This is a genomic window from Nitrospira sp. Nam80, from assembly GCF_965152575.1.
Window position 1 is genome coordinate 2,966,312 of sequence record NZ_OZ224216.1, and the last position, 24,565, is coordinate 2,990,876.

Sequence of the window (24,565 nt, forward strand, 5' to 3'; positions counted from 1 at the left end):
CTATGCGTCCACGTGTTCAAGCTCTTTTTCAATCTCCTCCAACTCAGCATTCACCTGTTCCATGGCCTGGTGATCATGCCGACCGTCGGCGCCCACTTCCATTCCTCGCGCGACCTCCTGAAGCGCTTTAATCCGGCCCAAGGTCACTAACTTGCAACTGTCCACCACGCCATAGCCATAGTCATAGTCGAACCCTGCTGCGCCACGGTCCTCCGCCGTGACACGAAGGAGCCGGCGCATGACCGACGGCCTCGAGAGGGGATTGAACCGATCAAACGGAATACGGGTGCGCAATGCCGCCACCACACCAGCGACGACCGGTGTAGCAGCCGAGGTTCCTCCGTCGGCAGGATACACGCCGGAGCCCTTAAAGTGGGTGTAGCCGCACACGTCCGGTTTTTTATTATACAGCCGCCCCGGGCCATTGTTTGAATACCCGACGCGCGTCTTCGTAATATCCACCCCGGCAATGCTCAACACACTGCGATGCGAGTTCGCTCCATAAATTGATCCGGTCACGCCTTGACACCGCCCGTCGGGACAGTCCTTCCCGCAGTTTCCCGCGGCGAATAGAATGTCGGCGCCCGCTCGTTCGAGTTTGCCGACCATGCGATTGAACGGATGGTTCGGATTGTCTGAGTAGTTGCTGGGGTGACCGACCGGGAAATCCCAGCTGGGATGGAACATGCCCCAGCTATTCGTCACAACCATGGAGGTGGCATCGCCGGGACGCTTTGGGGCGGCCATGATCCCAAACAGATGGGTATAGGCCGATACGGCATCGCTGAGCAAACCTTCCATGATTGAGCCACCGGTCCGATTCGACAATAACACGGCGACATCAAGCAGGATGGCATGCGGGGCTGCGATCATGACGTCGTACGCGCACATGGTGCCGTGATTGACGGGGAGGCTCCCTGGTATGAGACCCGGCTGAGGGACCCAGCTTTTCGCCGCATCAAAGTTGGCAATTTTTCCCTTGCTCTTCAGGTAGGCAATATTCATCCCTGTATCGACCACGGCTACCATGACGCCTTTGCCGTCCATGCGGTGCTGCCAGAGCTTTTCCACGCACAGCAGCTTTTCCACATCGGCATCCGTGCCTAATGGAGGGGAACCGGGACAAATCAAACATGGTTGGATCAGAGGATCCGAATACACACGAGCTCGACCTGAAGGAGTACGGATGGTTCCTTCTTCAGGTACGTGGTCCATTATCCCCCGAACCATATACGAGCTACTTTCCGGCTCGTTCGCCATAGCGTCGAATGCGGCACGCGCATCGTCTTGATTCGTCGGCTCGCGAGGGATCTGAACGACGCCAAACGACGCATCAATCTTGATTCCCGGTATGGCGGGAGTATTCGCGGCATCGAGCCGCATGTCCCGAGCCAATTCGGACGGTAATCCGACGGCCATTCGGGTTTTTGCCGCCGCCTCTTGAAGCTCTGGAGAATGATCGAACTCAATCATGACACGTTTACCGGTAGGCATGGGCCTCTCCTTTGTGAATGGTGAAATACCTGCATTATGTGGAACGACTACTTCATGCTCTGCGCTCGTTTGCCTTTGCAGACCGGCCTAACGCAACACCCGTGCCTTTGCATCTGTAGTGCGTTGATCTCATATGCTGTCGGAAAAGCAAGACTTGAACCCCACACGTAAATAATCAGTGAAGCCCCTTCCATCATAACTGTAGCTAATCGGATACGAGGTGTATCTAATTGTGAGAGACTTCGCGTAAGACAAAGTGCAAATACATGCAATATTCCACGGATTATTTGCCAACGCTCACTATATAGCCGTCGCTATGAGTTAGGTCGAAGGAGCACAACACGGCGAGCGCCTGATGCTTAGCCCAGATATTCTCACAATGTCGTATCGGTAGGGCTATTGGTACTTGATCGCTTTTTGAAGGTATTTGCCATATCCTTACGGTCCGTCCAGAGACGCACATCAATTCTCAATTAGAGGAGGTAAGATGATTTGGATCTCAATTTTTATCTTCCTTGTCGGCTTCCCTCCGATCGCGTCCGCCTTTCAAGTCAGCAGCGCAGCTTGGTCTGAATCGGTTTGGCAGGCGCACTGTAAGGATATTCGAACGAGTTATAACCCGAGCCACTCTCTCTCGACGGATGATCTTACCCTTACCCCGGATGATTCTCGGTTCAACGATTTTCTTTATTGGACATGGGCCAACAAAATTCTTGAACATCAAGTTGAGCAGGTCGGGGGAACGGAATGGACCGGACCAACGGACGGGGTCATTTTTCATTGGGCGCCCGGCTCCAGGTGGGAGACCCACACCGTCGCGCCGTTCGATCACGCGATCCATCACATCACGGATGAACACCAATGGCAGGACAATATGTTCAAAGACTTTTTTGAGAAGTTCGGGCCGGTCGAGGGCGTCAGTATTAAACAGCGGCTTTCAATGAACAAGCCGCCAACCTGGGCGCAGTTTCTCGAACACGTCGGGGGACCGGAAAGTCCGTACTACCGCTATGTCTTTCACCAAGAAAGTTCCATTGACGTCGAGCGTCGGATAGTGACTCTCTTTGGAGGCCAAGGAGTACACTTCGAATATTCATTTGAACGGTACCTGAACGAGGCTCGTGAAGTGCTTACGGATTGTAAGGCCTATCAGTTCTTTCAGCTGTTCGATATCTACGGAAAAGGATTTGCCTCGAAGATGGGATGGGCTGGACAACGTACGCCGCAATAACACCTCAAAAATTTGTCGAAGAAGGCGAGGACTTGAAACGATTCCTTCTCTTCGCTTCCAAGCGCGCCGCAGGTCTTTTGCGCATCTTCGGGAGAACCGCAACTGTGAGACTTGGAGTTGTTCATTTTTCCTCTTGCATAAAGTCCATGAGAGAGGCTGAATGGATCTATACTCAACCTCATAGCCCCTAGGAGGAACCATGGCTGTCGAATTTCTGGACGCCCGACAGCGCGATGAGCGTCGCTTCAAAAAAGTTGCGATCCTTTCGTTCGTTGTGTTCTTGTCTGTCTTGGCCGCATACGTGTTGCAGTGGATGAACTATTTCGATCTGACGCTTCGCTGAATCGGTTCTGACTGCTTCGTTTTAATCAGTCTATCCCCGTCATAGCCTGTGCAATTCGAATACTTCGGGCCAGGCGCGCCGGTAAATGGCGCGGAGCGTCCCTTAAGGGAGGCACACTATTTTTTGACTGTTCCAAGTAGAGGAGACACTTCCATGATCATGTTGTTGACACATCGAGCCGACCTCCGAGAACAGATTGCCACGTTATTAGAGGCGAAAGGACATCCGGTGTGTGTCCCGCCACATCGTACGGAGGTCACCACAGAACTGAAAGAATCTCAGCCGGAACTCGTCATACTGGATATGTATCTCGATAATCCTGCAGGTCGGCTGGTCCTCCACAATCTGCGTCAAGATGGGTTTCGAGGCACCGTCATCGCGTTATCCGGACCATCGCAAGCGGCCACCATACGAGACTCACATTCGCTGGGATTACACCGGGTACTTCAACATCCGGTACAAATTGCAGGATCATATGACTTACGAGAGTTGGAAACTGCGATCGAGACGGCATTGAATCCCGGTTAGCATGCCGCTGACCGAGCCTCTGCTGAAGATACTACGGCACAAGCGGCTCGCCGGTGAGGCCGAGGTAGGCCTGTTGGAGGGAACTGACCGGGCTCACTTGCATCAGGAAAGGCGTCTGCCAATCTCCATCATCGGGGCTGATTTCTTCCGGCACGAGCACGCGCTTGAAATGCGCCAGCCCCGCCGCTTCAACCTTTAACGGAATGCCGCCGACCGTGAGGATATGCCCGTCCGGCGCGATCCCGCCCGTCAAGACACGACCGGGCAGAATGGTTTGTCCTTTGGCTAGCGCAATGACCGTCAGGCCCACCATTGCTGAGAGGCTGTTGCCGTGAATGGTCATCCTCGGCTGATCCACGGCAACCATGACCGTCCAGGAGTCGGTGGACAGACCGGCGGCCCGCGCCGCTCTGTAAATGGCCTGCTCGGTGGATGTTTGGGCCATCGGAGAGAGTTTGCCGGCTCTGCGCGGGAAAATCACCGCCAAGCCGGTGGAATCGGTCCGTTCCGAAAACGAGACCGTAATGTGGGCCACGGTTCCGACGATCCGGTCTTCTTCAATCATGATCCCGAGAATCGGAATGCGTTGCTCCAACTGCCGGTAGGGATATCCAAGCGACTGAGCGGCTTGCGGCTCATTGCATAACTGAAACGTCAGAGCCAGAAGAAGGATCGCCTGAACGAGAAATTTGCGCATGTTGGCATTCCGTGGCCTGAATATCTGCAAGAAACAGGCCGTACAAAACCGTTGTTGCCAAGCGATTATGGACTGCAGCAGAGAGAACGCTGTAGCGAAACCGTACCAGGGCCCGACAGTTTGTCCCCAACCCGGCACAACAAATCGCCAGACAGCTTCAACGACTCGATCGACGCATCCTACTGCTCAGGATCTTTAACCAAAGTAATAATTGGACTCACCCGGCTTGTGAATGGTGTGGTCGGCGACTATCGGTTCTTACTCGCGACTGGAGGCAGGCAAGGACGGCCGCTTCCTCGAGCGGAAGTCGTCCGCCTGCGTGAGCCTGAACACGGCTCACACGTTGCCGAAGACGTCCGGCCAATGCGCCGTCCATGTATGCATCGATGATGTCAGGATGGATGTAGCATTTACGGCAGATGGCCTTCGTATTTCCCAGTCGCTTTGCGACGGCTTCGACCGCCGCGACGACATTGCGCTTGGCTTGCGCCGCCGATTCGTATGGCGGGAACTCCTGCAAGGCGGCGGCGGCCAGCACCGTACCAGCCCAGGTCCTGAAATCCTTGGCGGTAAATTCTTCACCGGCGACCTGTCGCAAATAGGCATTCACGTCCGATGAATCAATCGATCGTCGCGCACCCTGTTCGTCGATATACTGGAACAGTTCGTACCCGGGCAGATCGCGACTCTGCTTCACGATCCGGGCAAGTCGCCGATCCGTCAAATCCACCGCATGAGTGATCCCGCTCTTCCCGCGAAATTCGAATCGCACGGTCGCGCCGTTCACCTTCACGTGCCGGTCCCGCATCGTCGTGAGCCCGAAGGAGTCGTTCGCCCGCGCATACTCCTCATTCCCCACTCTGATCAATGTCGTCTCAAGCAGCCTCACGACTGTGGCCAGGATCTTATCGCGTGATAGATTCGGCGCGGCGAGATCTTTGGCGACCCGCCGTCTGATGCGGGGCAAGAGCCTCCCGAAAGCCAATAGCCGGTCATACTTCGTCTCGTCCCGCATCTGCCGCCAGCGCGCGTGATAGCGGTATTGCTTACGTCCCTTGGCGTCTCGTCCCACAGCCTGTACATGCCCGTCGGGATCCAAGCAGATCCAGACATCTTGCCACGCCGGCGGAATGACCAAGGTTCTGATACGTTTCAGCATAGCCGTATCCCGCACCGTTTTTCCGTCAGGTCCGACGTAAGAAAAACCCGACCCTTTGTTGACGCGGCGGATACCGGGGCCCGTATCGCAAATGTACCGCAGGCCGGCCGTTTTGGCCGAAGCCGCCACATCGGCGACGAGCTTCAATCCTCGCCTCTTGGAAATGGACCGGGACGCCGTCTTTCTCGTTCCCATCGAACTCCTCGATCCGCTTCCTTTATAGAGCTAGGCGCTTTTACGGCGAGGCGCCCGCTCATGGCGGCCGGCGGCGCGCTTCGCGCCGGAGAATTCCCTTTGTGTCTGCCCTTTTTCCTGCACACTGCGCTTCAGCAGGGCCATGAGGTCCACCACCTCCGCCTGCTTCGGCTTTTCTTCTTCCTCTTCCGTTTCCGTCACGACTTCCGTCTGGCCGGCCTTGATCCGTTTTTCAATGAGATGCATGAGATCTTCGTGATAGCTATCGTGATACCTCTCCGGGTCCCATGAGTCGGCCATTTCTTCCACCAGCTTGGTCGCCATCTCCACCTCCCGAGCCGTGACGCCGACGGCCTTCAGCTTGTCCGATGGGACGTCCAAGTCCTTGCTCGACTTCAATTCATTCGCATAGCGCAAGGTGTTGAGCACAATGACATCCTTATCGGGAATGAGCGCGGCGATATACTGCCTGGTGCGGATGACCACGGTCGCGATCCCGATCTTCTTCGTTTGCTTCAGCGTTTCCCGCAGCAAGGCATATCCCTTCTCACCCCGCTTGTCCGGCGCCAGATAGTAAGGGGTCTCAAAATAGGTGGGTGCAATTTCCTCGACATCGACAAAATGCTGGATATCGACTGTTTGCGTGGCCTCGACATTGGCCCGCCGAAAGTCTTCGTCGGTCAGCACTACATATCGCTCTTTCTCATACTCATACCCTTTGACGATCTCATCCCATGGGACATCCTTTCCAGTCTCCTTGTTGTACCGTTTGAACCCGACCGGCTTCATATTGCGGCGATCCAGCATCGTGAGGTCAAAGCTGTTACGGTTCTCCGCCGAGTACAAGACGACCGGAATGTTCACCAAGCCGAAACTGATGGCGCCTTTCCATAGGGAGCGCGGCATAATTCACCTCTATGCCAGGACGTTGAAAAAACCCGCCAGCTTTGTTTCCCAACGAAGTCGGAGACTCAGGACCTTCAACACAGAGCTGCAATGCGGTGCGGCCGAGTGCACGGCACGGCGTGTCTCGGCACGCCGGGGTCGGTGGATGAAATCGTCGGCCTTTTTGAACATCCTGTAAGCGGGACTCATTCAAATAGTTCCATCGCTTCCGCCATGTCTTTCGATACAAGTCGTACACACCGCCAGGACATCGCCGGGAATGAATAGCTCCCCGCAACAGTGACAGACCTCAAACACGATCTCGCCCGTCTCTTTACATCCGTCTGTGCGGCAGGTCGGGTCCGGGCACATCGCGCAATCAAAGGGACAGATCCTCACGCCGTCGCCTCACGATCACGCTTCGCCTGCCACGCTGCGCCAGCCGACTCCTTGGCCGACTGTTGAGAACGGGCCGCCTTCTCTATCTCCGCGTTGACTTCGCCGCCCAACAGAAACGTGATCCCCGACCAATATAACCACAGCATAAGAACGATCACGCCGGCGATGGAGCCATACACCTTATTGTAATCGCCGAAATGTTCCACGTACATTTTGAAGCCGAGCGAGACAAGCAGCCACATCAGAACCGCCAGCAGCGATCCCGGCGTCACCCATCGCCAGTCTTGTTCCACGTCCGGACAGAAGTAGTACAGGGCCGCCAAGGCAAACAGCATTAAGCCGACCGCCACCGGCCATTGCAAAATGACCCAGGCGAGCTCGAACAACCATCCCAACCCGACGAAGCCTGCGATCCAGGCGCCGATATGCTCGCCATAGAGAATCAACGTGATCGAAACAATGATGAAACCCGCCAGCGCGAACGTCAGGGCAATCGCGAGGAGTCGAACTTTCCAGAACGGCCTGGTCTCCTGCGCCCCATACACCGTATTCAACGATTCGATGATGGCGGTGACGCCGCTGGACGAGGCCCATAGCGCGCCCAGGAACCCCAGCGAAAGCAATCCTCCGCCGCTTCCGCTCACGACTTGCTCCAAGTATTTTTGCACCAACGATAAGGCGTCGGCCGGCAGTACATTTTGCAGATAGCTCATCAGCTCCGGCATCGCGTTTTGCAACGGGAAGAGACCCATGAGCGCAGTGAGAAAAATCAGGGCCGGGAAGAGAGCCAGGAGAAAGTAATACGCGAGTTGAGCGCCGCGTCCTAAAATTTCGTCGCGCTGAAACTCCTGCCACAGCCGCCGGCCCAGTTCAGCCAGAGTCAGGCCGCCCAATTTCCAGGGGTTGTGGGCCGGTGAGGAACTATCGAGCGCTGCGGCGGTGGAGATGGTCTTCATGCCTTGCCGTACTCCCTTTCGAGGCCAGGCAAAATCGCCTTAAAGAAAGCGTTCTGGATCAGGGTACCCACAATCTGCCAGGTGTCGGCTCGGGGGTTGGGTACCGGACCGGAGACATCGGTTTCCGCGGCCACCTGCTGGCGCGGCTCATTTTTCAGCAAGTCCACCACTCCTTCAACAACTGCCTCATAGACCTTTTTTGTCAAGGCCTTGTCGGTGTCTTGCTTGGGATCGTAGACTTCGACATCCTTGAAGATAGGTTTGACGTACCCTTGAACCTGGCCGTTTTTTATGGCCAGCTCGCTAAAAAATGACAGGTTGCCCTTGGCCACGTCCATGTCGGCGTATGCACGGAGGACATTGTTAAATGACTTCATCTCGGTTTTCACGATTTGCACACCGAGGTCGAAATCCGGGTTCGGCTTTTCGGGGCGGAAGGTTCCGGCGATGACGCTTCGGCCGGTGCCCATGAATTTGCCCGTTAGTTTCACGACGGCATCTCCGCCCTGGAGATCCTGCAGCCTGGTCGTAAAATGGTCGAGCTCCGCATTAACGTCGCCGACAAACACCCGGTAGTCCGGCTTGGCGGATTTGTTCACAAATCCGAACTCGCTATGCAGGATTTTTCCGTGCTTCACGGCCACGACAAGAATCGTTTTCTCTTTTACCTCTTTGGCTGCTTCGGCCGCCTCGGCGCGATGCTTCTCATCCCGCGGATGCCGCCGATAGACATAGTCCGCCTTCACATCCTCCACGAGCAAATCCTGGATATCCGCCACCTGTTTCCACGGCGAGTATTCCGCCCGCCCGCTGGCCCCCAGCACGCCGCCCTTGAGCATGACATTGTACCGGCCGGTGACGCCGATCAAATCTTCGACCGGAACGCGTTCAAGATTAAAGTCGACGTTTATGCCGAGAAACGGCTTGGCCAGGAAATTCGCTGTTCCATCCGCCTTGATATGTCCGTCCTTGAATAACTTGGCGTCCACATGCATCGTCGAAGGATAGTCTCCTTCCCGGTCGCGGTTGCTGATGTTGCCCGCTTCAAAGTGCACCTCCGTCAGTTCCAACGGCCTCGCTTTCGGATGGTCGAAATACGTAACCTCTGCGTCATTTACCGTCAGCTGATTAATGCGGAGCGGAAATATCTTCCGAAGCTCGTCCTGCCATACACTGCGCCGGGGATCACGCAGCTCGCTTTTCGCCTGAGGCCGGGTGACATAGACGGCGGGCCGTTCAATGACATGGTCGCTCACTAGATTTCCCTTGAACAACTGACCCCACTGCACGCTGGCATGCCACTTCGGCACTTGAACCATCGGCGGCTCCGGATTCCTGTTCTGAATGAAGGTCGCGTTTTCCAAATCGAGCGACAGCGTCAGCGGGTGCAGATCCAGTTTCCCGATTCGAAGCGTATATCCCTTCAAGCTTCCATTGACTGTTTTTTCGGCATACCGGCGTATGGGCTCGTCCATGAGAGCGGCCGCGATCAGCGACAGGACAACCAGGATGCCGACAATCGCTCCGGTCCACTTAAGCCATCGCGGAACTCTGATCGCTTGCGCCATGTGGGTCTCTCCCTTTCTCGATGCCATGCGACCGGCCGGTCATTTTTCCTGCACCAATCCGATCGTATTGGTGATCAACAAAGAATTGGGGATCAGAAAGGTCTGGTCGCCTTTCTCTAATCTGGTGTAGCGGAGGTCAATGTCGGTCACCAGGCCGTCCAACCCCGTCACGGTAATATGATCATTCACGCTGAATGGGCGATACAGCAGGATCAGCACGCCGGACACGAGATTCGAAAGGATGTCCTTCATCGCGAACCCGAGTGCAAATCCGGTCAAGCCGAGACCGGCCACGAGCGCAGATACGTTCACTCCCATCGTGCCGAGTGCCGTCACCGCTCCGACCAAGAGCAGAGACGTCGAGATCACTTTGGCTCCCATCCGGAGCACAAACTTCAGATTGGCATCGGCCCTGGATGCCACTCGTATGATGAAGTACCGTGCAACCGAGCCAGCGATCATGAACGCGGCGAAGACCACGACCGCCACGCCGACTTTCGGCGCCCAGGCCGTCACCTGGTACTCCAATTGGGCGAGAACTTTCTCAACCATGAGCGACAGTCTCTCGGTCCGGCATACGCCGGAATACACACATCGGGCGTGGACGCGCTGCCGCTCACCGATCGGAAGGATGGAAGGACGAGTCTCGTTCAGACGAACCGGCGCTCTTCATCACGCGATCCCCCAGGGTGTGAAGCAAAGAGGGAATGACATGAGTGCTCACATCGCGGAGAAAGACGCGGCCTGCTTCGATCACTCCGGCTTTGATGTGGTCCACTTCCTCCATCAATCCGTCGGCCACATCTTGCACGAACGACATGTGGGGTGCCATGGGCTTGGCTCTCTCGCTCTGCCGCTCCCGACCCGTTGGATAACCGGTCGGATAATAGGGATAGACGCCTTCGTCCGGGGCGGCCCGTTCCTGTCGCGGACCGGACGGCATGACGCTCGCTCCTTCCGCCCCCGGCGTATAGTAGGGATAGACGCCGGTCGCGCGCATCCGGCTCTCCACCAAGCCGGCGATATATCCCAACATGATGGCGCCACCCAACATGACCCAGGGCCGCTGGCTGAATTGATGAAGGGGATCTAATGTCGTCTTCGTTTTATCCATCAACCCCTCGACCACGCCGGCCGTATGATCCACCAGGTCCTTCACCGCGGTTCTGGACCGTTCCATCTTTTCCTCGACCCGGTGCTCGAGCAATTCCAATTTGTCGGAGATCGCCATACGGGTCTGCAAAATGTCTTTTATGTCTTGTTCGATATGATCGTCTGTTTGATCCATTGTGCGTCTTCCTTCATGGATTGCATGGTTTTTACAGGAAGGACGTGAACGCTGCCGCCGACCTTCACGGCCGACCACAGCGCGATGAGTCCTCCAATAGCTCCGGCTGTCGCCACGATCCCGTAGCAGACCCAGAGCGGCCATTCCGTCGACCACTGAACTAAGTGAACCAGCATGATGATGAAGAGCAAGCCGCTCACGGCAAGAATGCTGGCGCCTATGGCGACGGAGATTGTCGCGCGCTTCACTTTTTTAACTTCCCCCTCGATTTCGTGGCGCATCAGCTGAATATGCTGCTGCGTGAGCGTGCGGAAATCGTCGAAGAGCTCACCCACCAAACGAGCAATCGAGGGAACGGTATGAATGGTCTCAGGGGCCATAAGATCATCTCACTTTACTGCGGGACAGCAAATATCCCGCCGCGAACCCCAGCGCCAACATCGGCCAGGGGTTTCTTCGGACAAATGCTTCGATCTCATGCAGTACATCAACGACATCATGGAGCCGCACATCGGAAAAGAGGCCCCGGTGATCGACATCGAATGTCGGAGTCTGCCGTCCCGCGATGCAAGCGTCCAGATCAGCGTGGACGGCGTAGTCACTCCCCCGCGAATCCGGGCCGTCTCCAAGTCCCATCGCTCCCACCGCTCTCCCACTTCCTTCTCCCAGCTCATCAGCAGGCTGTTCCATACCGTTTCCTCCTGATCCGTGGACGTTCACCGCATGCTTGCTATTCCCGCGCCGATGGGACGATCAATAGAACGGGCTCCACAATCTCCTCGGTCAGGATGGCCGGCAGGGCCGGTGCGACCGGCCGGCCCATTGCTCGTGATCACGCCGCCGCCGGCCGGATGCAGATTGGTTGTCAGCACCAACGAAATGACTCCGGCCAAAAGGATCAGCCCTCCGATGAATCTTGTCTGGGCCCACGAATCCGCTGAAGATTCCAACAAGCGGCGGAGCCGGTTTCGGACCACTATCCACACGCGGCGCCTCTTGATGATCGTCATACGTCTCTCCGCGTCCATCCTCCCGCCACAGCGTTGCGTGTAAGCGCAACGAAATAGCCAGGTTTTACGGTATCATGCCCGCCCTTCAGTCCAACTCGGATAATCCCTAGTTAGGGACAACCTCGGAGTTCAGGCGTGGTTCGCCCGTCATATTCTTGGCGGGGATGACTCAGCGAATCGCTTCGAGCAGCGCGACGGGACAATCGCGTAAGATGTGCGCCAGGAGCAAACTCCGGCGGCCGTGGAGCAGGACTGAATCTACCGTTTGCCCGGTCAGCACATTGCGGTAAGTGGCGGCCGGCAGATCATCGGGAAGAGCGACCCATGTGTCGCGCCAGATCTCGTCTCCCAGCGGCGCAGCCGAACTATCCGGCATCAAGCTTCCGACGAGACGCGGCACCACCGCGAGCGCCGCATCCTGTTCGCACACCCGCGCAAACCCGAAAACGTGGTGTTCCTTCTCGCCGCCCGCCTCGAGCGCGGCATACCGACCTGCACTGAACAGCCGCCGGTGCATTCTTCTGCACTCCAACCCAGCCATCGCAACATAAAACTTGATGTGACCATTCGCCTTGTCGGCCAGCAACTGCCGAGCCAACTGCCGGCGGTCCGCCCCGGCAGCCTGAACGGCTTGCGTGAGTCCATTCAAGACCTGCATGCGCGCTTCATAATCCACCGGCCTCCGGTTGTCGGGATCGACCAGACTGAAATCCCACAATTCCGTTCCTTGGTAGAAATCGGGAATGCCGGGGGCCGCGATCTTGATCAACAGCTGGGACAGTGAATTGTAGAGACCATAGTGAGCGATGTCGGCTTGAAACGGCAGGAAGTCTGCGAGGAAGGCATTGTTCACATTACGATCCAGCACCGAGGCCACGAACATTCGCACGGCTTCGTCATATCCTTGGTGCGGATTGATCCAGCTCGTATGGACCTTCGCCTCGTAAATGGCCTTTCTCATATAGTTGATGACACGCTCGGTCAAGGTCCGATACTCATCGTCCCCTATCCGGCCGAGCGGCCAGACACCCAGCAACGTTTGGTACAAGAGGTACTCGTCGTTGCGATCCGGAGCCGGTTGGCCTTCAACTTCCCTCTTGTATTTTCGATTCCATTTACTCCAACGGGCGATGCAGTCCTTCCAGCGGGCGGGGAATTCCGACAACACGTTGATGCGGGCTCGCACATCTTCGCTGCGCTTGGTGTCGTGAGTGGAGGAGGCCGACAACGACAGCGGGTAATGCTCGTATCGGTCTCTCATACGATCATGGAAGGTCTCCGGGGTGACGCCGAATTCGTCGGATGTTCCACCGACTTCATTCAAGGAGACAAGCCGATTGTAGATGTAGAACGCTGTATCTTCGATGCCCTTGGCCGTCACAGGCCCCGTCGTCTGCTGGAACTTCATAATGAAGCGCAATTGATCGGCCCGCTCCTGGTCCGTTCTCGCATCAGCCTGTTTGAGCAAAATGGCGCGGATAAAATCAAATACTTGCCCGCTCAAGGCCGGATTACGCCGTTTCGCCCGCGCCACTGCCATATGAATGTAGGCGCGGTCTCGCTCCAGAATCGGCTCGTCTCCTTCCGTGATGTACGTCCGATACACGGGGAAGCAGGCGATGATCTCGCGCAGCGCGTCCGTCAAATTATTCAGCGTGAAATCCCGAGACCGCCGGTCTCGTTCCGATAGGAGATTCAGGAAATGCCCCAAGACATTCACTTCACTCGCCATGGACATGCGCATGATTAAATTCTTGGACTCATACACCAGATCATCATACGAGTCCCGCCGCCGCGTGAAGCGCTGATAGATATCGGTCAATTGCCGCTCGTGCCGTCGATCCACATAGAGACCGTTGACCAAATTCAGAAACCCATACCCGGTCGCACCGTGGACCGGCCAATTTACCGGCAAGGGTTCCTTAAATCCGAGTATTTTCTCCACGACGATGAAGAGAGGCCTGTTCACGTCGGCAAACGGCGGTTTGAGATGCTCGCGCGCCCATGTCTGAAGCTGCTGCACATAGGCGCCGGGATCGTACAGGCCGTCCACGTGGTCAATGCGGAGTCCCGTAACTTGTCCCCGTTCCACCAGCGACAAGACGAACCGATGAACGTCTTCGAACACCCGGGGATGTTCAACCCGAATGGCCGCCAATTCGTTAATATCAAAAAAGCGGCGATAGTTGATTTCTTCGGACGCCACTTTCCAAGACGCCAGGCGATAGGCTTGGCCGTTGAGCATGAGGTCCAATAAATCAAAGCTCTCCGGCCGGCCCTTCTGGCCGTTGAACCGGCGGACATTCTCGAGGATAAAGTCGCGGATATCGGCATGCTGTTCGACCAAGGTGGCAAGCCGGCGCTTAATGACGTCCTTTTCGCGGTACCGTTCCGCCACACGGTCCGGATCACGCTCGTGCTGGGACGGCAGATGGCGGAGACCCGTCAGAATACTCTGCAGCTCGATGACCTGAGGATCGCCGGTATTCGTCAGCCGCTCAATGTCATGCTCCAACACATGGATCCAGGATTTCGGCGCAAGTGGAAGTGTGTGGTCGGCATACTGCAACTGGAAGGCTCCGTCAGTGAACGTAATCTGAATCTCTTGATTCTCCAACACGGTTCCATACTGATCACCGAGAATGGGCAGCAACACTTTATTCTCCAACTCTCGTTTCACCGGATGCCAGTCGATATCGAATACGTCCGCATAGTGCGAGCTAGGGCCGTTCTCCAATACGTCTCGCCACCAATTGTTCATGGCCTTCCCGATGCCCATATGGTTGGGCACGACATCCAAGATCAGCCCCATGCCGGCGGACTGAAGGGCCTGGGCGAACGCGGTAAAGTCACTTTCCGTGCCGATCTCTGGATTCAACTGGGTGGGATCGATGACGTCATAGCCGTGGTTGCTGCCCGGCATGGCTCGTAAGAACGACGACGCATAACAATCGCTGATGCCGAATCCCCTCCAATAGGGAATGAGGCGGCGGGCGTGATCGAAGGTGAACGATCGGTTGAACTGAACACGATAGGTTGCAATGGGTTGACGCGCGGTAGACACGTCGATCACATTTTCGCCGATTCGGTCAGGTTCGGCAGGACGGATCTGAACCGATAGTTCCGCGGGAGGACGATCAGGCCGGACTGGGAGACATAGAAGCGTTCGCGGTCGACCGTCTCGCCATACCCCAGTTCAATGCCCGCCGGTATGTTGCTGAACCGATCGGCAATGACACGTCGCAGCCTGGCGCCGGCGCCAATGTGCACACCGTCCGCGATGACGCACTCGTCAAGCCGGGCGCCCGAACCGATTCGCACGCCCCGGCCGATGACGCTTCGCCGGATGTCCGCGTCGATAAACTGCCCTCCCTGGCCCACCATGGATTCGTCTACCGTGGTCCGCACCAGGCTCGCCATGGGTCCATCGTAGGAATCGGTCAAAATGGGCCACTTGGTATTCCGCAAATCGAATGTCGGCTGTTCTCCCAGGAGATCCATATGGGCTTGCCAATACGCGTCGAGTGTGCCCACGTCCCGCCAGTAGCCCGGCTCTTCGTAAGATTGCAGACCTGGAATAGAGTTATCTTGAAAGTTGTACGCCAACACCCGGTGGGACTCAAGCAGGTGCGGGATGATGTTCCGGCCGAAGTCATGGGATCCCGGCTTCGTGGCATCGTGTTCCAGGACTTCGACCAATAGATCCTTGTTGAACAGGTAGTTCCCCATCGAGGCGTACGCGCGGTCCCGGTCGTGAGGCATCGGATTCGCCTGTTGCGGCTTTTCCAGGAATCCCACGACCCTATCATCACCATTCACTTCGACTATGCCGAAGCTGCGGGCCTCGGACAGAGGCACCGGTAAGCAGGCGACCGTGACATCCGCCTCCCGTTCAGCATGAAAGCGAAGCATCTCGTTGATGTCCATTCGATAAATATGGTCTGCGCCGAAAACAGCGACCACGTCGGGGTCAAAGTCATACACCAGGTTCAGATTTTGATAGACGGCATCTGCCGTGCCCTCGTACCAGCCCTCCCCCGCCCGCATCTGAGGCGGGACCATCGTGATGAAATTGTTTTTGATTCGGCCGCCGATACGCCAGGCTTGCCGCAGATGTTCAATCAACGACTGGGATTTGTATTGCACCAGCACATAGATCGCCAGTACGCCCGAGTTCACGAAATTACTAAGAACGAAGTCAATGATGCGGAATTTTCCACCGAAGGGTACGGAAGGCTTGCTCCGGAACGCGGTAAGGGGCATTAATCTTTCGCCCTTCCCGCCGGCCATGATAATGGCCAATACCCGTTGTCTACGCCGTTGCATTGGCACGGATAATGGCTGAATAAGGCCGAAAGAGCACCTATGGAAAACCCTAGTTAGCCCGCAAACCCCCGCCTTCTCAGATTTTTCCCGTAACAGCGAGCAAGAGAATAATGATGAGTATTGTCCCGAGGAAGCCGGTCGGGTAATAGCCCCATTCCCGGCTATAGGGCCATGTCGGCAACGCACCGACAACGAGCAAGACCAACACGATCAATAGAATGGTACTCATGATCCGCCTCCTGTTCATCGGGCGCCGCAGTGGAAGTCAGCCCGCACAATCAGGATACTTCATTACCCTGGGCTATATGACTCGGAAGAGCCCCTGACCGATCACCGATTACAAGATCTGGTATGTCGAATCATTTAGCTATTTCCTCCTGGCCCCCTTGATGCTGGCTTGTTTCATGTTCCGTCGTCCTCCTGTCGATCATATTCATGAGGTTCGTACAGAGTGCCATCTCCTCCTTCAGTTCAGTCAACTTCATCCGGCTCAATTCCAAGACTGCCCTCATCCGAGCGACGTCGTGAGAACGTTGCGCATACTCCATTTCCACGAGAACTTCATCAATCGTATCGGCCACATTCTCATGCTGCTCCCGGCATTCTTTGACCATGAGCTTGGTCGCTTCGATGGACAGAGCGCCTGACTGGGCGAAGACCCAACCGTTCCACCACGCCGACAAGCCTATCCCGGCTGCAATGCCCCATATAATCAGCCAGCGATCTTGTCTCATCTCTTGCCTTACGATGACCGGATACCGTGCGATGCCGCCCGAAACATCTCCTGCCATTTAGCATGGACGCATATTTTGTAAAAGAGGGCGGCCGGTGGACGGAATGGCCTGAGTTCGGCATTTCTCAGTTGGTCTGAATCGTGAGCAATGGTGACGGAGCCTTCTCGCCTGGTTCGGCCAGCGTCAGCATGACGAGGAGGAAGGAAAATAAACCCTTCGACGAGAGATCCTCATTGTCGATCCAATACCATCGGTCGCCATAGTGCACCATCACAAAGGCATCGGTCGGCCGAGTTACGTCGCTTGCGATACGAATCAGCGGAGGCAGGGATTCCTGATCCTGAGACGGAATCACGGCATGGGGATAGGCACGCTTCTTCTCATGCTCCTCGGGAATCTGCACGTAGGACGCAAGCTCGATCAGGATCTGAAATCCCGAGCGAGTACGCACGGCCACGATATCATCCCGATCCGGCGGGACCGGGCCATAGATCACCGAAAACTCCGTCTTCTCAGGATTCAAGCCAAGGAGGCGTTTCACCATATCGCGATCTTCCTGAATCTTAGGCGGAACTTTTTTCGTCGCAAAAAACATTATGAGACCCTCGCCCTTCTTATCTTTGTCGGCATCGACGCGCAATCCCACGGCGCCGGACGCCTGGATCCGCCGGAGCGCTTTGACCAGTGTCGCGAATTCCGGATCGGCCGCCTTTCGCCCTTGCGACCCGCCCTTGCTGTTGGACAGTCCATTTATAGACTGCACCGCAACCATGAAGAGCCGGTCAGCCGGCCAACCGGCCTCGATCAGCTCGAACAGCCGGATCGGTGGAATCGGGGTCAATAGGGTCCGGATAAATTGAGACCCGGTCAGAGGTACGTAGGTGATCGTGGGGCGATCAGTGTATTGTCCCTGCGCGCCTACACTGAAGAAATTGTTGAGGGCCTTGCTTGGACCCGTTTCCAGGTTGGGGTAGATCGTCCCGCCGGCCTGGACGGTACTGACCAACTGATAGCCGCTGACAATCTGTCCGACATCGACGAAAATGGGAGTATCCGCGTAGCGTAGTTTGACGATATTGAGCAGCGTCTGTTGCTTCCAGGAATTCGCGACGGCCTGTGTAAAGTCGAACCGGTCACGGTCCAGCGTCAGCGCGCCGAAGTTCATGCAGCCCTGCAGATGGAGAAGCACCACGACTGTAACCCACGGCCGTATCCGGTCAGCCCAGTTACCGTTCGTGAGGCGTGCATTAGCCATTCGTTTCCTCCTGTGTTGAAGGTGAAGATATCGAGCGGCCTTTCCCGCGTCGCCGAAACATGTCCGTAATGCCGAGCAGGATTCAGTCCCCAGGTTCCCGATGGGAGGGCGCACATTACTGCCGGATGATTATTCGAGACTCCCTCCCTTCAGCCGAGGCCGATAGCGATACACCGAAAAAACCGAATGCTTTCGGAGTATAGAGGAGAAAAGATAAGAGAAGTAGTAGGACCATCAGAAAGAAATGCGAGGCTTGTTAACGAACCGCGAGGCAGGTAACCGATGCGAATATTCAGTGAAGGAATGGGCCATTGGAAAAAGCTTAGGTCTGTAATGGACAGGAGGTCGTCAGTGCGCGGACTATTGCGGGAAAGTTTGCACCGGGACCATGCTTCCTAGAAAGGAGGCCTTACCGTCCGGCCCCGACCGCTGTGCAATAAGCCGGGAGCTTTACGGCGTCCTTGTCGTGATGGTATATGGTATAAGGTGATGTTAACATCAATGATGCGGCGGTGTAGCTCAGTTGGCAGAGCAGCGGACTCATAAGCCGCGGGTCACCCGTTCGATCCGGGTCACCGCCACCAAACCATTCAACAACTTATGACTCGCTGCTCCGCGCTATCCACAGGAGGGTGCGCGGGGGGGTGCTAAGATGTATTTCGATGGGCTCCTGGCTCGATAAGCAACAAGATCAACGTATGCCGCAGATCGTGGAAGCGCACAGACCGAATCTCCGCCTTTTCTAAACTGTATAACTCAAGACTTCATCTGACAGACAGCGAGTCCTCACCGGGTTTAGGCCGCTAACATTTTCTCCTTGGCCAGCGGCACACTGTCGACGAAGGTGTGCATGGGCGTCTTGCCATAGCACCAGCGGCCCTGATGAGGGCGCTGCTCGTTGTACTCCTGTATCCATGCATCCAGGTCGGCCTGGAGTTCCTCCAGCGTCTGATAGATCTTCTTCCGGAACGCTACGCGGTAGAACTCGTTCAACATCGTTTTGTGGAACCGCTCACAGATCCCGTTGGTCTGGGGATGCCGCGTCTTGGTGCGCGTGTGATCAATGTTCTCCACGGCAAGGTACAATTCGTACTCATGGCGCTCCGGCGCGCCACAGTATTCCGTGCCACGATCGGTGAGCACACGGTTCAGCGGAATGTCGTGCTGCTCGAAAAACGGCAAGACTCGGTCATTGAGCAATTCCGCGGCCGTCACCGGCGTCTTTCGGTCGTATAGCTTGGCAAAGCCGACTTTGCTGTAGGTATCGATGAAGGTCTGTTGATAGATCCGGCCCACGCCCTTCAACGTCCCGACGTAGAACGTGTCCTGCGCGCCGCAGTAGCCGGGACATGCGCTCTCGAATTCCCCGTGCGCTTCTTTATCCGCGGTGGCCTTCTCGAGCGCCACCACTTGCGCATCGGTGAGCACCAGACCTTCTTGCGCCACCTTCGCTTCCAGCGCCTTCAATCGTTTCCGCATCGTTTCGAGATCATGGCGGAGCCAGATGCATCGCACGCCCGCCGGGGAAATCGTCAGGGCCTGCTTGCGCAGTTCATTGGCCACGCGGGCCTGCCCCCAAGCCGGCTGCTCAATGGCCATCTGCACAATCACCTGCTCCACTTCAGGCGCCACCCGATTCTTGAGGAGGGGTTTCTGTCGCGAAATCTCTTGGAGGGCGGCCTCGCCGCCCGTGTCGTAGAGTTCTTTGAACCGATAGAAACTATCTCGGCTATACCCCATCAGCTGACAGGCTTTGGAGACATTACCGAGCTGCTTCGCCAGTTCCAACACGCCGACTTTGGCCTTGATGATCTTCTGCTCCGTCGTCATTGTCCTCGCTCCTTTCGAAAGAGGGAGGACTCTACCTGACTGTCAGTTTAAGTTCTAGCTTTCACAGCTAAACAGCGATACCACCCTCGGCGCAGGTTCCGCTCATCCCACCGTCACTTTTTAGGTGAGAGAACACATAGGGCTCCATTGGCCTCCCCTGTGACATAGCATTGAGCTGCCGAACCTCCTTCAGGCGCTTTAAGGTATCCTGCAGTGCTGGCTCATTTCCACGCGGCGGATCTCCTGAAATTTCGTGGTCGTCTCCTGACCAACACCACACCATGCCGAATCTCGATGAACCGCCCGTGAAAATCTACGTCACCCCATTGGGCCCTATGAGTTCACCGGTCGTAGTCCCGCCCTGAGCGCAGAGCAGCACGGGATATGACACCGTGTAGTGTTCCGCTGCCGTTTGCAGCAACGCCCGGACTTCCTCACGCGTCAGCAAGGCTGAATGCGTGCCCGGCGGTCCTGATGCTTCTCTACTGCCCGCTTGTAACCCCGGAACGTGGACGCTTTACAATGCGGTGCGGTTGCGCGTACACCTGGAGCCAATCCGAAAGGTACGCCCCTGCCGTGGGCATTTTATTGTCCGGCTCCGACAGCACAATCGGCTCACCGCCGGTTTCCGCCCATTTCAGTCGTGCGCTGAGCTTTTCCGCGAACAGATTCGCCGCATTCTTGCCCTGTTTGCCCTCACCGAAGCACTTCTTAGTACGTTTGCCTCGATAGTTGATAAAGACGACCATCCAGGCTTATCGTCTCGCCTTCCGACCCGTACCGCCATGCGCGCCTCCTTTCAACTGTCAACGCACTTCTTTGACACCAATGATGTCGCGGAACGTCTCGTCCACCAGCTTGTTTAGATCCACTTGTGGGACCTGCCGTTCTATTCTCTGGATAAATTGGTCTAGGTCCTTCAGACGGATGAGACCCGTCCGCCCCTGCTTATTAGCACGTGCAACGAGACACTTCTGCCTAATCCCCCGTATGGGCGTGAGGAGTTCATGCGTGAATGCCTTTCCTTGGTGAAAAGGGGGTAGTTACGTCGCACTTTCGGAGAGGAAGTGCCTGTTTACGATTCGTGGGCATTGCCACGCTTTGGCAAAGCGGCCAAGCGATCAATGTCTAGGGGTATCCTGAGCACACATTGACAGAGTTTCATGTCATAGATACGCCATGGTTGGCTTTATTCAGCGTCGTCTCTATAAATTGCGAATCGGTACGCGCCCGTGCCGGATCTGTGATCAGCGGCAACCTTTACACGAGGGCCTTTGTCCCGACTGCAAGACCGTCATACGCGATTTCGTAGCCCGTCGCAGGCGGATCACCTGTACCTCACATTAATCTCTGCTCATTTCTAACTGGAGCGTTTATGTCAGTTGAAACACTCAAGCAAAAAGGCATGATGGCTCATCTCATCGATAGCCTCCAAACAAAAAAGGACATCGGCCACTATGGACGGCTCGTGCTCGCGATGGTGGCCCGGCATTTCTTGTCAGAATCCGAACTTATCACCCTGCTCCAACAGAACCCCGGCATCACCGAACACGAAGCCCGTTCGCTGTATCTTCAAGTTCAGGGCAAGGACTACAGCCCGCCCCGGCGTGAACGCATCCTTGAATGGCAAAAGGAACAGAACTTCCCTATCTGCCCGAATCCCGAAGATCCAGACGCCTGTAACGTCTACAAGGATCTAAAATTTCCGCCTGAGGTGTACGAACACATTTCAGGTTACTATGAGGGAAAAGCGGAGTCCTCACAGTCACATTCCTGATCGCCCCGCTTGCCCGTCACAGATTTATCTTTGCCCTGAAGTAGAAGCACTCCTGGATGCAGCGGACACTTTCCTGTCTTCGATCCTGCTTGGCTCACCGCTTCACTGAAAGGTTAGCGCGGCATGAATGAGCTTTACCTAAGTTTCCTTTAAGCAGTTGGCTGCGCCAGGAGGCGCATTCGCCGTACAGTGGAACCCTATTTGATTCCAGCATGGCAATTTCTAGTATTCCCCCCTTGACTACCGGGGCGCATTTTATGGTCGCTCTTGGTCCTGGTTCGATCGAAGGATGCGATCCTAAAGATTAGTTCCGTCAAGAAATAGAACATGCAATCCGTTTGAAGCGTAACATCATTCCGATTTTTCTAAAGAAATTCAGTTTTGATGACGACAACCCGCTTCCAGCTGGTCTACTCCATCATTGTCCTCGCTCCTTTCGAAAGAGGGAGGACTCTACCTGACCGTCAGATTAAGTTCTAGCTTTCACATTTATTCGATCGTCCTACATGTGATTATTCGTCCCTTTATGCCGGGCTACGCCGAGGTCTCGGGGAAAAAGAACTTTAACATCGAGCGATTCTCGCGTGACTTTCTCCTTCTTTGGTTTTTCCAAAAAAAGCTCGAAGGCAACAGAACCGTCCATATATGCCGTTGTGTCAAGAGGCGAGCTTAAGGCGTGCCCGAAATTATTCCTTATGTCACCGCCGAACCGCGACACATACCGCAAATTCCATGCAGCTAAGCCAGGCTCTCATGTCCGCTCTTTTTCGCCGCTTTCGTTTGATCCTGCAAGGGATTGCTGGGAGGCGCCGACTATTTTTCGCCATTAGGCGCTTCCCGTTGTGGTTTCTGTTCTTCTGTGGCCGGTTGCGACGCGGTGGATCAGGCGGACATGGTCTTTGTAAAGCGCAGGCCGCGGTATTGCTCTGAATGTAAGGGAAGTTAGAAAGCCCGACAGAGAAACGACTCTTGCCACTCCCCTGTCGGCTTACGTTCAACCCGGTTGGCGACTACACGGACCCAGCTCCATGTTCTTCATTAAGGAGCTCGAGACGCACCAGACGTTCGGCCTCCAACCAATCGTCTTTCTCTGTGAGAGCTTGGCGTTTTTGGTAAAGTTCGTAGGCTTTGTAGGCGATCCGGGCTCTGAATTCATCATCGGACAAGACGGCTCGCGTTGGGGACGACGGGGACTGCTTTTTGTCCTGCGTGAGCAGGCGTTCTTTCTCCTCCACTGGTGTCCGCGGGGTCACAACGTCATTTCGGGAAACTTTGACTTTCCCCGCCGTGCGCCCCGACCGCTTGTCGTCATTGTTCCTTTGGACACTTCGCATTGTTGGGTAACTCCTTGCTAATTGTTAGTGCCATCATCCAGCTCTTATAACAACAACAATAACGTGGGTCAAAAACATTCGGCAGCACAGCATAACAACAATTAACAGCGGGCTGACTCGCCGCCAAAAGCGTCAGATATGTCGGTCACGCAATTCAGGCTTTTTTTATTTTTTGCGAAGCGTACACTCGGTACCAATACCCGCACAGGAAGCCGGGGCCATGTCGTCGCAAGGGTGCCCCGTGGAAGAATCGCCGAAGATGAAGATGAAGCAATGACCTATCGCCCTAGCGGGCAACGAGTTAGACAGTCGGTTCACCGGACGTATCGTTGGGGACAAACATTGTGCCGTTTATATCCGCTAACGTCTGTGACGAAAGGAGTCCGACATGATCGGCGTATTTGTTACCTTTAGCTACGGGGACAATTTCGATGAGGACGCCATCCGAAAGATCGCCGAGACAGCGCGAGGACGGTTCGAGGGGATGCCGGGGCTGCGCTCCAAGGTCTTCACGGTGAATCCTAGCGCGCGTGAAGCAACCAATTTCTATATTTGGGACTCCGAGGAAGCAGCCAGAGCATTCTTCACCGATGAGCTACTTGACAAGGTAACAGCTCTTTACCGGATACGTCCTGCCATTGCCTTCGTGCAAATTGCCACTTTGGTGGAGAACCATTCTCGGTAGCAGTGACAGTCTTATGCATTTCAAAAAAGACTGATGAGGTGTTTTCGACGGCGAACCGGATCAAGCCTCCCCCGGCTTCATTAGATAAAGACCGTAAAACGCGGTACCTGAACCGCACAGGAAGGCGGGGGTGTCAGCGCCGATGGTATCAGTCCAAAAGTCACCGAACTGACAAGTCCTCTAAACACCGAGTCACAATGTCCCTTCACCGATCATCCAGACGGAGGAGGGACGATGCTATTATTTTTGACGATAGACTTGTGCCTTTGTCTCCCCGCCAAGCACCTATGTTGCCCAGTTCTCGAACTCGGCGGTAGTGTCGGATTTCGCTGTCCCCGACATAGAGCACATGGCCTCTGCCTCCGTTCCCCTCACAGGTTCCTGGGTTCGGCATCGCTAGGCGATGAGACGGGCAAGACATGTACCGTAACGGGATCTCAAGCCGATCAAACTTTATTTCGGTCTTTGCGATACAACCACGCACATGCGAATGGGGTCCATGAGCCATGTGTATCTGAAATTGGTCCGAGGTTTATCTGAAAGGATACAGCCAAAGGACATTGGAGCATATTGCCGAGGGGCATATGATGGAGGGGCCGACCCTTCGTGGAAGACTCTTCAAGATGACTCACTGTGCTATTGCGACTATGAATGAACCGCAGTGATGGCCTTCAATGAGTCTGACGAGCTCCAAGGTTGCGGTGCCAGATGATCAGTCATGCCACCCCCAAACTCGTGACGGCCAAGCGGCTCGGTTTCGCGGTACTCACTTGCGCTTGGGCCACCGAGAGTTTGAAATTCCCGCCGATGCCAGTGAGCCAGTTTTCACCAGCCGGCAAGCCTGTCAACGAGAAGTTCACTGGACACTATT

At 55.6% G+C, this 24,565-nt stretch carries 24 protein-coding genes and 1 tRNA gene; 6 read left to right on the forward strand and 19 right to left on the reverse strand.

Annotated elements, in window-relative coordinates; all coding sequences use genetic code 11:
* Entirely contained in the window at positions 1–1,494 is a 1,494-nt protein-coding gene (locus ACWGXE_RS13855) for a S8 family serine peptidase (protein WP_447598394.1), read from the reverse strand.
* Between the two features lie 487 nt (positions 1,495–1,981).
* On the opposite strand from ACWGXE_RS13855, the gene ACWGXE_RS13860 reads away from it, so the two are divergent.
* The 3 genes from ACWGXE_RS13860 to ACWGXE_RS13870 all read left to right on the forward strand — a co-directional run bounded on the left by ACWGXE_RS13860 (position 1,982) and on the right by ACWGXE_RS13870 (position 3,596).
* Positions 1,982–2,725 (forward strand): hypothetical protein, encoded by a 744-nt coding sequence (locus tag ACWGXE_RS13860; protein WP_447598395.1) that lies wholly within the window; start codon positions 1,982–1,984, stop codon positions 2,723–2,725.
* A gap of 199 nt (positions 2,726–2,924) precedes the next feature.
* Entirely contained in the window at positions 2,925–3,068 is a 144-nt protein-coding gene (locus ACWGXE_RS13865) for a hypothetical protein (protein ID WP_447598396.1), read from the forward strand.
* A 153-nt stretch (positions 3,069–3,221) separates the two neighbouring features.
* Positions 3,222–3,596: a response regulator gene (locus ACWGXE_RS13870; protein ID WP_447598397.1), complete on the forward strand. Its 375-nt coding sequence runs from the start codon at positions 3,222–3,224 to the stop codon at positions 3,594–3,596.
* Between the two features lie 31 nt (positions 3,597–3,627).
* Here ACWGXE_RS13870 and ACWGXE_RS13875 read toward each other — a convergent pair whose 3' ends face one another.
* From ACWGXE_RS13875 to ACWGXE_RS13945, 15 genes are all read right to left on the reverse strand, one after another.
* On the reverse strand, positions 3,628–4,293 hold the full coding sequence (locus tag ACWGXE_RS13875; protein ID WP_447598398.1) for a S16 family serine protease: 666 nt from the start codon (positions 4,291–4,293) through the stop codon (positions 3,628–3,630).
* A gap of 217 nt (positions 4,294–4,510) precedes the next feature.
* Positions 4,511–5,647 (reverse strand): DNA topoisomerase IB, encoded by a 1,137-nt coding sequence (locus ACWGXE_RS13880; RefSeq protein WP_447598400.1) that lies wholly within the window; start codon positions 5,645–5,647, stop codon positions 4,511–4,513.
* Between the two features lie 30 nt (positions 5,648–5,677).
* Positions 5,678–6,553: a non-homologous end joining protein Ku gene (ku, locus tag ACWGXE_RS13885; RefSeq protein WP_447598401.1), complete on the reverse strand. Its 876-nt coding sequence runs from the start codon at positions 6,551–6,553 to the stop codon at positions 5,678–5,680.
* Positions 6,554–6,927: 374 nt separating this feature from the next.
* Complete coding sequence (locus ACWGXE_RS13890; protein WP_447598403.1) at positions 6,928–7,887, reverse strand: YihY/virulence factor BrkB family protein; 960 nt, start codon at positions 7,885–7,887, stop codon at positions 6,928–6,930.
* Positions 7,884–9,455, reverse strand: a complete 1,572-nt coding sequence (locus tag ACWGXE_RS13895; RefSeq protein ID WP_447598404.1) for a DUF748 domain-containing protein — start codon at positions 9,453–9,455, stop codon at positions 7,884–7,886. The genes ACWGXE_RS13890 and ACWGXE_RS13895 overlap by 4 nt, the downstream gene beginning before the upstream one ends.
* Before the next feature lie 39 nt (positions 9,456–9,494).
* Positions 9,495–10,007 carry a mechanosensitive ion channel family protein gene (locus tag ACWGXE_RS13900; RefSeq protein WP_447598406.1) on the reverse strand — a complete coding sequence of 171 codons (513 nt, stop codon included), beginning with the start codon at positions 10,005–10,007 and terminating at the stop codon, positions 9,495–9,497.
* Positions 10,008–10,071: 64 nt separating this feature from the next.
* Positions 10,072–10,743 carry a hypothetical protein gene (locus ACWGXE_RS13905; RefSeq protein WP_447598407.1) on the reverse strand — a complete coding sequence of 224 codons (672 nt, stop codon included), beginning with the start codon at positions 10,741–10,743 and terminating at the stop codon, positions 10,072–10,074.
* The gene (locus ACWGXE_RS13910; RefSeq protein ID WP_447598408.1) at positions 10,707–11,123 is read right to left on the reverse strand and encodes a phage holin family protein; all 417 of its coding nucleotides are present in this window, start codon (positions 11,121–11,123) and stop codon (positions 10,707–10,709) included. The genes ACWGXE_RS13905 and ACWGXE_RS13910 overlap by 37 nt, the downstream gene beginning before the upstream one ends.
* Before the next feature lie 4 nt (positions 11,124–11,127).
* Positions 11,128–11,433, reverse strand: a complete 306-nt coding sequence (locus ACWGXE_RS13915; RefSeq protein WP_447598409.1) for a hypothetical protein — start codon at positions 11,431–11,433, stop codon at positions 11,128–11,130.
* Positions 11,434–11,459: 26 nt separating this feature from the next.
* Complete coding sequence (locus ACWGXE_RS13920) at positions 11,460–11,753, reverse strand: hypothetical protein (RefSeq protein WP_447598411.1); 294 nt, start codon at positions 11,751–11,753, stop codon at positions 11,460–11,462.
* Between the two features lie 169 nt (positions 11,754–11,922).
* Complete coding sequence (treY, locus tag ACWGXE_RS13925; RefSeq protein WP_447598412.1) at positions 11,923–14,826, reverse strand: malto-oligosyltrehalose synthase; 2,904 nt, start codon at positions 14,824–14,826, stop codon at positions 11,923–11,925.
* Entirely contained in the window at positions 14,823–16,079 is a 1,257-nt protein-coding gene (gene glgC / locus ACWGXE_RS13930) for a glucose-1-phosphate adenylyltransferase (protein WP_447598413.1), read from the reverse strand. The genes treY and glgC overlap by 4 nt, the downstream gene beginning before the upstream one ends.
* Positions 16,080–16,155: 76 nt before the next feature.
* Positions 16,156–16,308, reverse strand: coding sequence for a DUF3309 domain-containing protein (locus tag ACWGXE_RS13935; protein WP_447598415.1), 153 nt, complete (start codon positions 16,306–16,308; stop codon positions 16,156–16,158).
* 130 nt (positions 16,309–16,438) lie between these two features.
* A complete protein-coding gene (locus ACWGXE_RS13940) occupies positions 16,439–16,813 on the reverse strand; it encodes a hypothetical protein (RefSeq protein WP_447598416.1) in 375 nt (124 codons plus the stop codon).
* 124 nt (positions 16,814–16,937) lie between these two features.
* Positions 16,938–18,068: a hypothetical protein gene (locus tag ACWGXE_RS13945; RefSeq protein WP_447598418.1), complete on the reverse strand. Its 1,131-nt coding sequence runs from the start codon at positions 18,066–18,068 to the stop codon at positions 16,938–16,940.
* Between the two features lie 508 nt (positions 18,069–18,576).
* On the opposite strand from ACWGXE_RS13945, the gene ACWGXE_RS13950 reads away from it, so the two are divergent.
* A tRNA-Met gene (locus ACWGXE_RS13950) sits at positions 18,577–18,652 on the forward strand.
* Between the two features lie 211 nt (positions 18,653–18,863).
* Here the strand turns inward: ACWGXE_RS13950 and ACWGXE_RS13955 are convergent.
* Both ACWGXE_RS13955 and ACWGXE_RS13960 read right to left on the reverse strand, forming a co-directional pair.
* Positions 18,864–19,898 carry an IS481 family transposase gene (locus ACWGXE_RS13955; RefSeq protein ID WP_447598420.1) on the reverse strand — a complete coding sequence of 345 codons (1,035 nt, stop codon included), beginning with the start codon at positions 19,896–19,898 and terminating at the stop codon, positions 18,864–18,866.
* Between the two features lie 482 nt (positions 19,899–20,380).
* A complete protein-coding gene (locus tag ACWGXE_RS13960) occupies positions 20,381–20,647 on the reverse strand; it encodes a hypothetical protein (RefSeq protein WP_447598421.1) in 267 nt (88 codons plus the stop codon).
* A 626-nt stretch (positions 20,648–21,273) separates the two neighbouring features.
* Between ACWGXE_RS13960 and ACWGXE_RS13965 the strand changes: the two genes are divergently transcribed.
* On the forward strand, positions 21,274–21,675 hold the full coding sequence (locus tag ACWGXE_RS13965) for a hypothetical protein (protein WP_447598422.1): 402 nt from the start codon (positions 21,274–21,276) through the stop codon (positions 21,673–21,675).
* Positions 21,676–22,685: 1,010 nt separating this feature from the next.
* Here the strand turns inward: ACWGXE_RS13965 and ACWGXE_RS13970 are convergent.
* Positions 22,686–23,009, reverse strand: a complete 324-nt coding sequence (locus ACWGXE_RS13970; RefSeq protein ID WP_447598423.1) for a hypothetical protein — start codon at positions 23,007–23,009, stop codon at positions 22,686–22,688.
* A gap of 388 nt (positions 23,010–23,397) precedes the next feature.
* Between ACWGXE_RS13970 and ACWGXE_RS13975 the strand changes: the two genes are divergently transcribed.
* Positions 23,398–23,694: a YdhR family protein gene (locus ACWGXE_RS13975; RefSeq protein ID WP_447598424.1), complete on the forward strand. Its 297-nt coding sequence runs from the start codon at positions 23,398–23,400 to the stop codon at positions 23,692–23,694.
* Positions 23,695–24,565: the final 871 nt, after the last annotated feature.

What these genes read in the sequence shown, in the direction of transcription:
- ACWGXE_RS13955 (WP_447598420.1), bottom strand. Translation starts at nt 19,898, where the DNA reads ATGACGACGGAGCAGAAGATCATCAAGGCCAAAGTCGGCGTGTTGGAA.
- ACWGXE_RS13895 (WP_447598404.1), bottom strand. Translation starts at nt 9,455, where the DNA reads ATGGCGCAAGCGATCAGAGTTCCGCGATGGCTTAAGTGGACCGGAGCG.
- ACWGXE_RS13905 (WP_447598407.1), bottom strand. Translation starts at nt 10,743, where the DNA reads ATGGATCAAACAGACGATCATATCGAACAAGACATAAAAGACATTTTG.
- ACWGXE_RS13900 (WP_447598406.1), bottom strand. Translation starts at nt 10,007, where the DNA reads ATGGTTGAGAAAGTTCTCGCCCAATTGGAGTACCAGGTGACGGCCTGG.
- ACWGXE_RS13865 (WP_447598396.1), top strand. Translation starts at nt 2,925, where the DNA reads ATGGCTGTCGAATTTCTGGACGCCCGACAGCGCGATGAGCGTCGCTTC.
- ACWGXE_RS13920 (WP_447598411.1), bottom strand. Translation starts at nt 11,753, where the DNA reads ATGACGATCATCAAGAGGCGCCGCGTGTGGATAGTGGTCCGAAACCGG.
- ACWGXE_RS13915 (WP_447598409.1), bottom strand. Translation starts at nt 11,433, where the DNA reads ATGGAACAGCCTGCTGATGAGCTGGGAGAAGGAAGTGGGAGAGCGGTG.
- ACWGXE_RS13875 (WP_447598398.1), bottom strand. Translation starts at nt 4,293, where the DNA reads ATGCGCAAATTTCTCGTTCAGGCGATCCTTCTTCTGGCTCTGACGTTT.
- ACWGXE_RS13860 (WP_447598395.1), top strand. Translation starts at nt 1,982, where the DNA reads ATGATTTGGATCTCAATTTTTATCTTCCTTGTCGGCTTCCCTCCGATC.
- ACWGXE_RS13880 (WP_447598400.1), bottom strand. Translation starts at nt 5,647, where the DNA reads ATGGGAACGAGAAAGACGGCGTCCCGGTCCATTTCCAAGAGGCGAGGA.
- glgC (WP_447598413.1), bottom strand. Translation starts at nt 16,079, where the DNA reads ATGCAACGGCGTAGACAACGGGTATTGGCCATTATCATGGCCGGCGGG.
- ACWGXE_RS13890 (WP_447598403.1), bottom strand. Translation starts at nt 7,887, where the DNA reads ATGAAGACCATCTCCACCGCCGCAGCGCTCGATAGTTCCTCACCGGCC.
- ACWGXE_RS13975 (WP_447598424.1), top strand. Translation starts at nt 23,398, where the DNA reads ATGATCGGCGTATTTGTTACCTTTAGCTACGGGGACAATTTCGATGAG.
- ACWGXE_RS13945 (WP_447598418.1), bottom strand. Translation starts at nt 18,068, where the DNA reads ATGGCTAATGCACGCCTCACGAACGGTAACTGGGCTGACCGGATACGG.
- ACWGXE_RS13855 (WP_447598394.1), bottom strand. Translation starts at nt 1,494, where the DNA reads ATGCCTACCGGTAAACGTGTCATGATTGAGTTCGATCATTCTCCAGAG.
- ACWGXE_RS13935 (WP_447598415.1), bottom strand. Translation starts at nt 16,308, where the DNA reads ATGAGTACCATTCTATTGATCGTGTTGGTCTTGCTCGTTGTCGGTGCG.
- ACWGXE_RS13965 (WP_447598422.1), top strand. Translation starts at nt 21,274, where the DNA reads ATGTCAGTTGAAACACTCAAGCAAAAAGGCATGATGGCTCATCTCATC.
- ACWGXE_RS13870 (WP_447598397.1), top strand. Translation starts at nt 3,222, where the DNA reads ATGATCATGTTGTTGACACATCGAGCCGACCTCCGAGAACAGATTGCC.
- ACWGXE_RS13970 (WP_447598423.1), bottom strand. Translation starts at nt 23,009, where the DNA reads ATGCGAAGTGTCCAAAGGAACAATGACGACAAGCGGTCGGGGCGCACG.
- ACWGXE_RS13960 (WP_447598421.1), bottom strand. Translation starts at nt 20,647, where the DNA reads ATGGTCGTCTTTATCAACTATCGAGGCAAACGTACTAAGAAGTGCTTC.
- ACWGXE_RS13910 (WP_447598408.1), bottom strand. Translation starts at nt 11,123, where the DNA reads ATGGCCCCTGAGACCATTCATACCGTTCCCTCGATTGCTCGTTTGGTG.
- ACWGXE_RS13940 (WP_447598416.1), bottom strand. Translation starts at nt 16,813, where the DNA reads ATGAGACAAGATCGCTGGCTGATTATATGGGGCATTGCAGCCGGGATA.
- ku (WP_447598401.1), bottom strand. Translation starts at nt 6,553, where the DNA reads ATGCCGCGCTCCCTATGGAAAGGCGCCATCAGTTTCGGCTTGGTGAAC.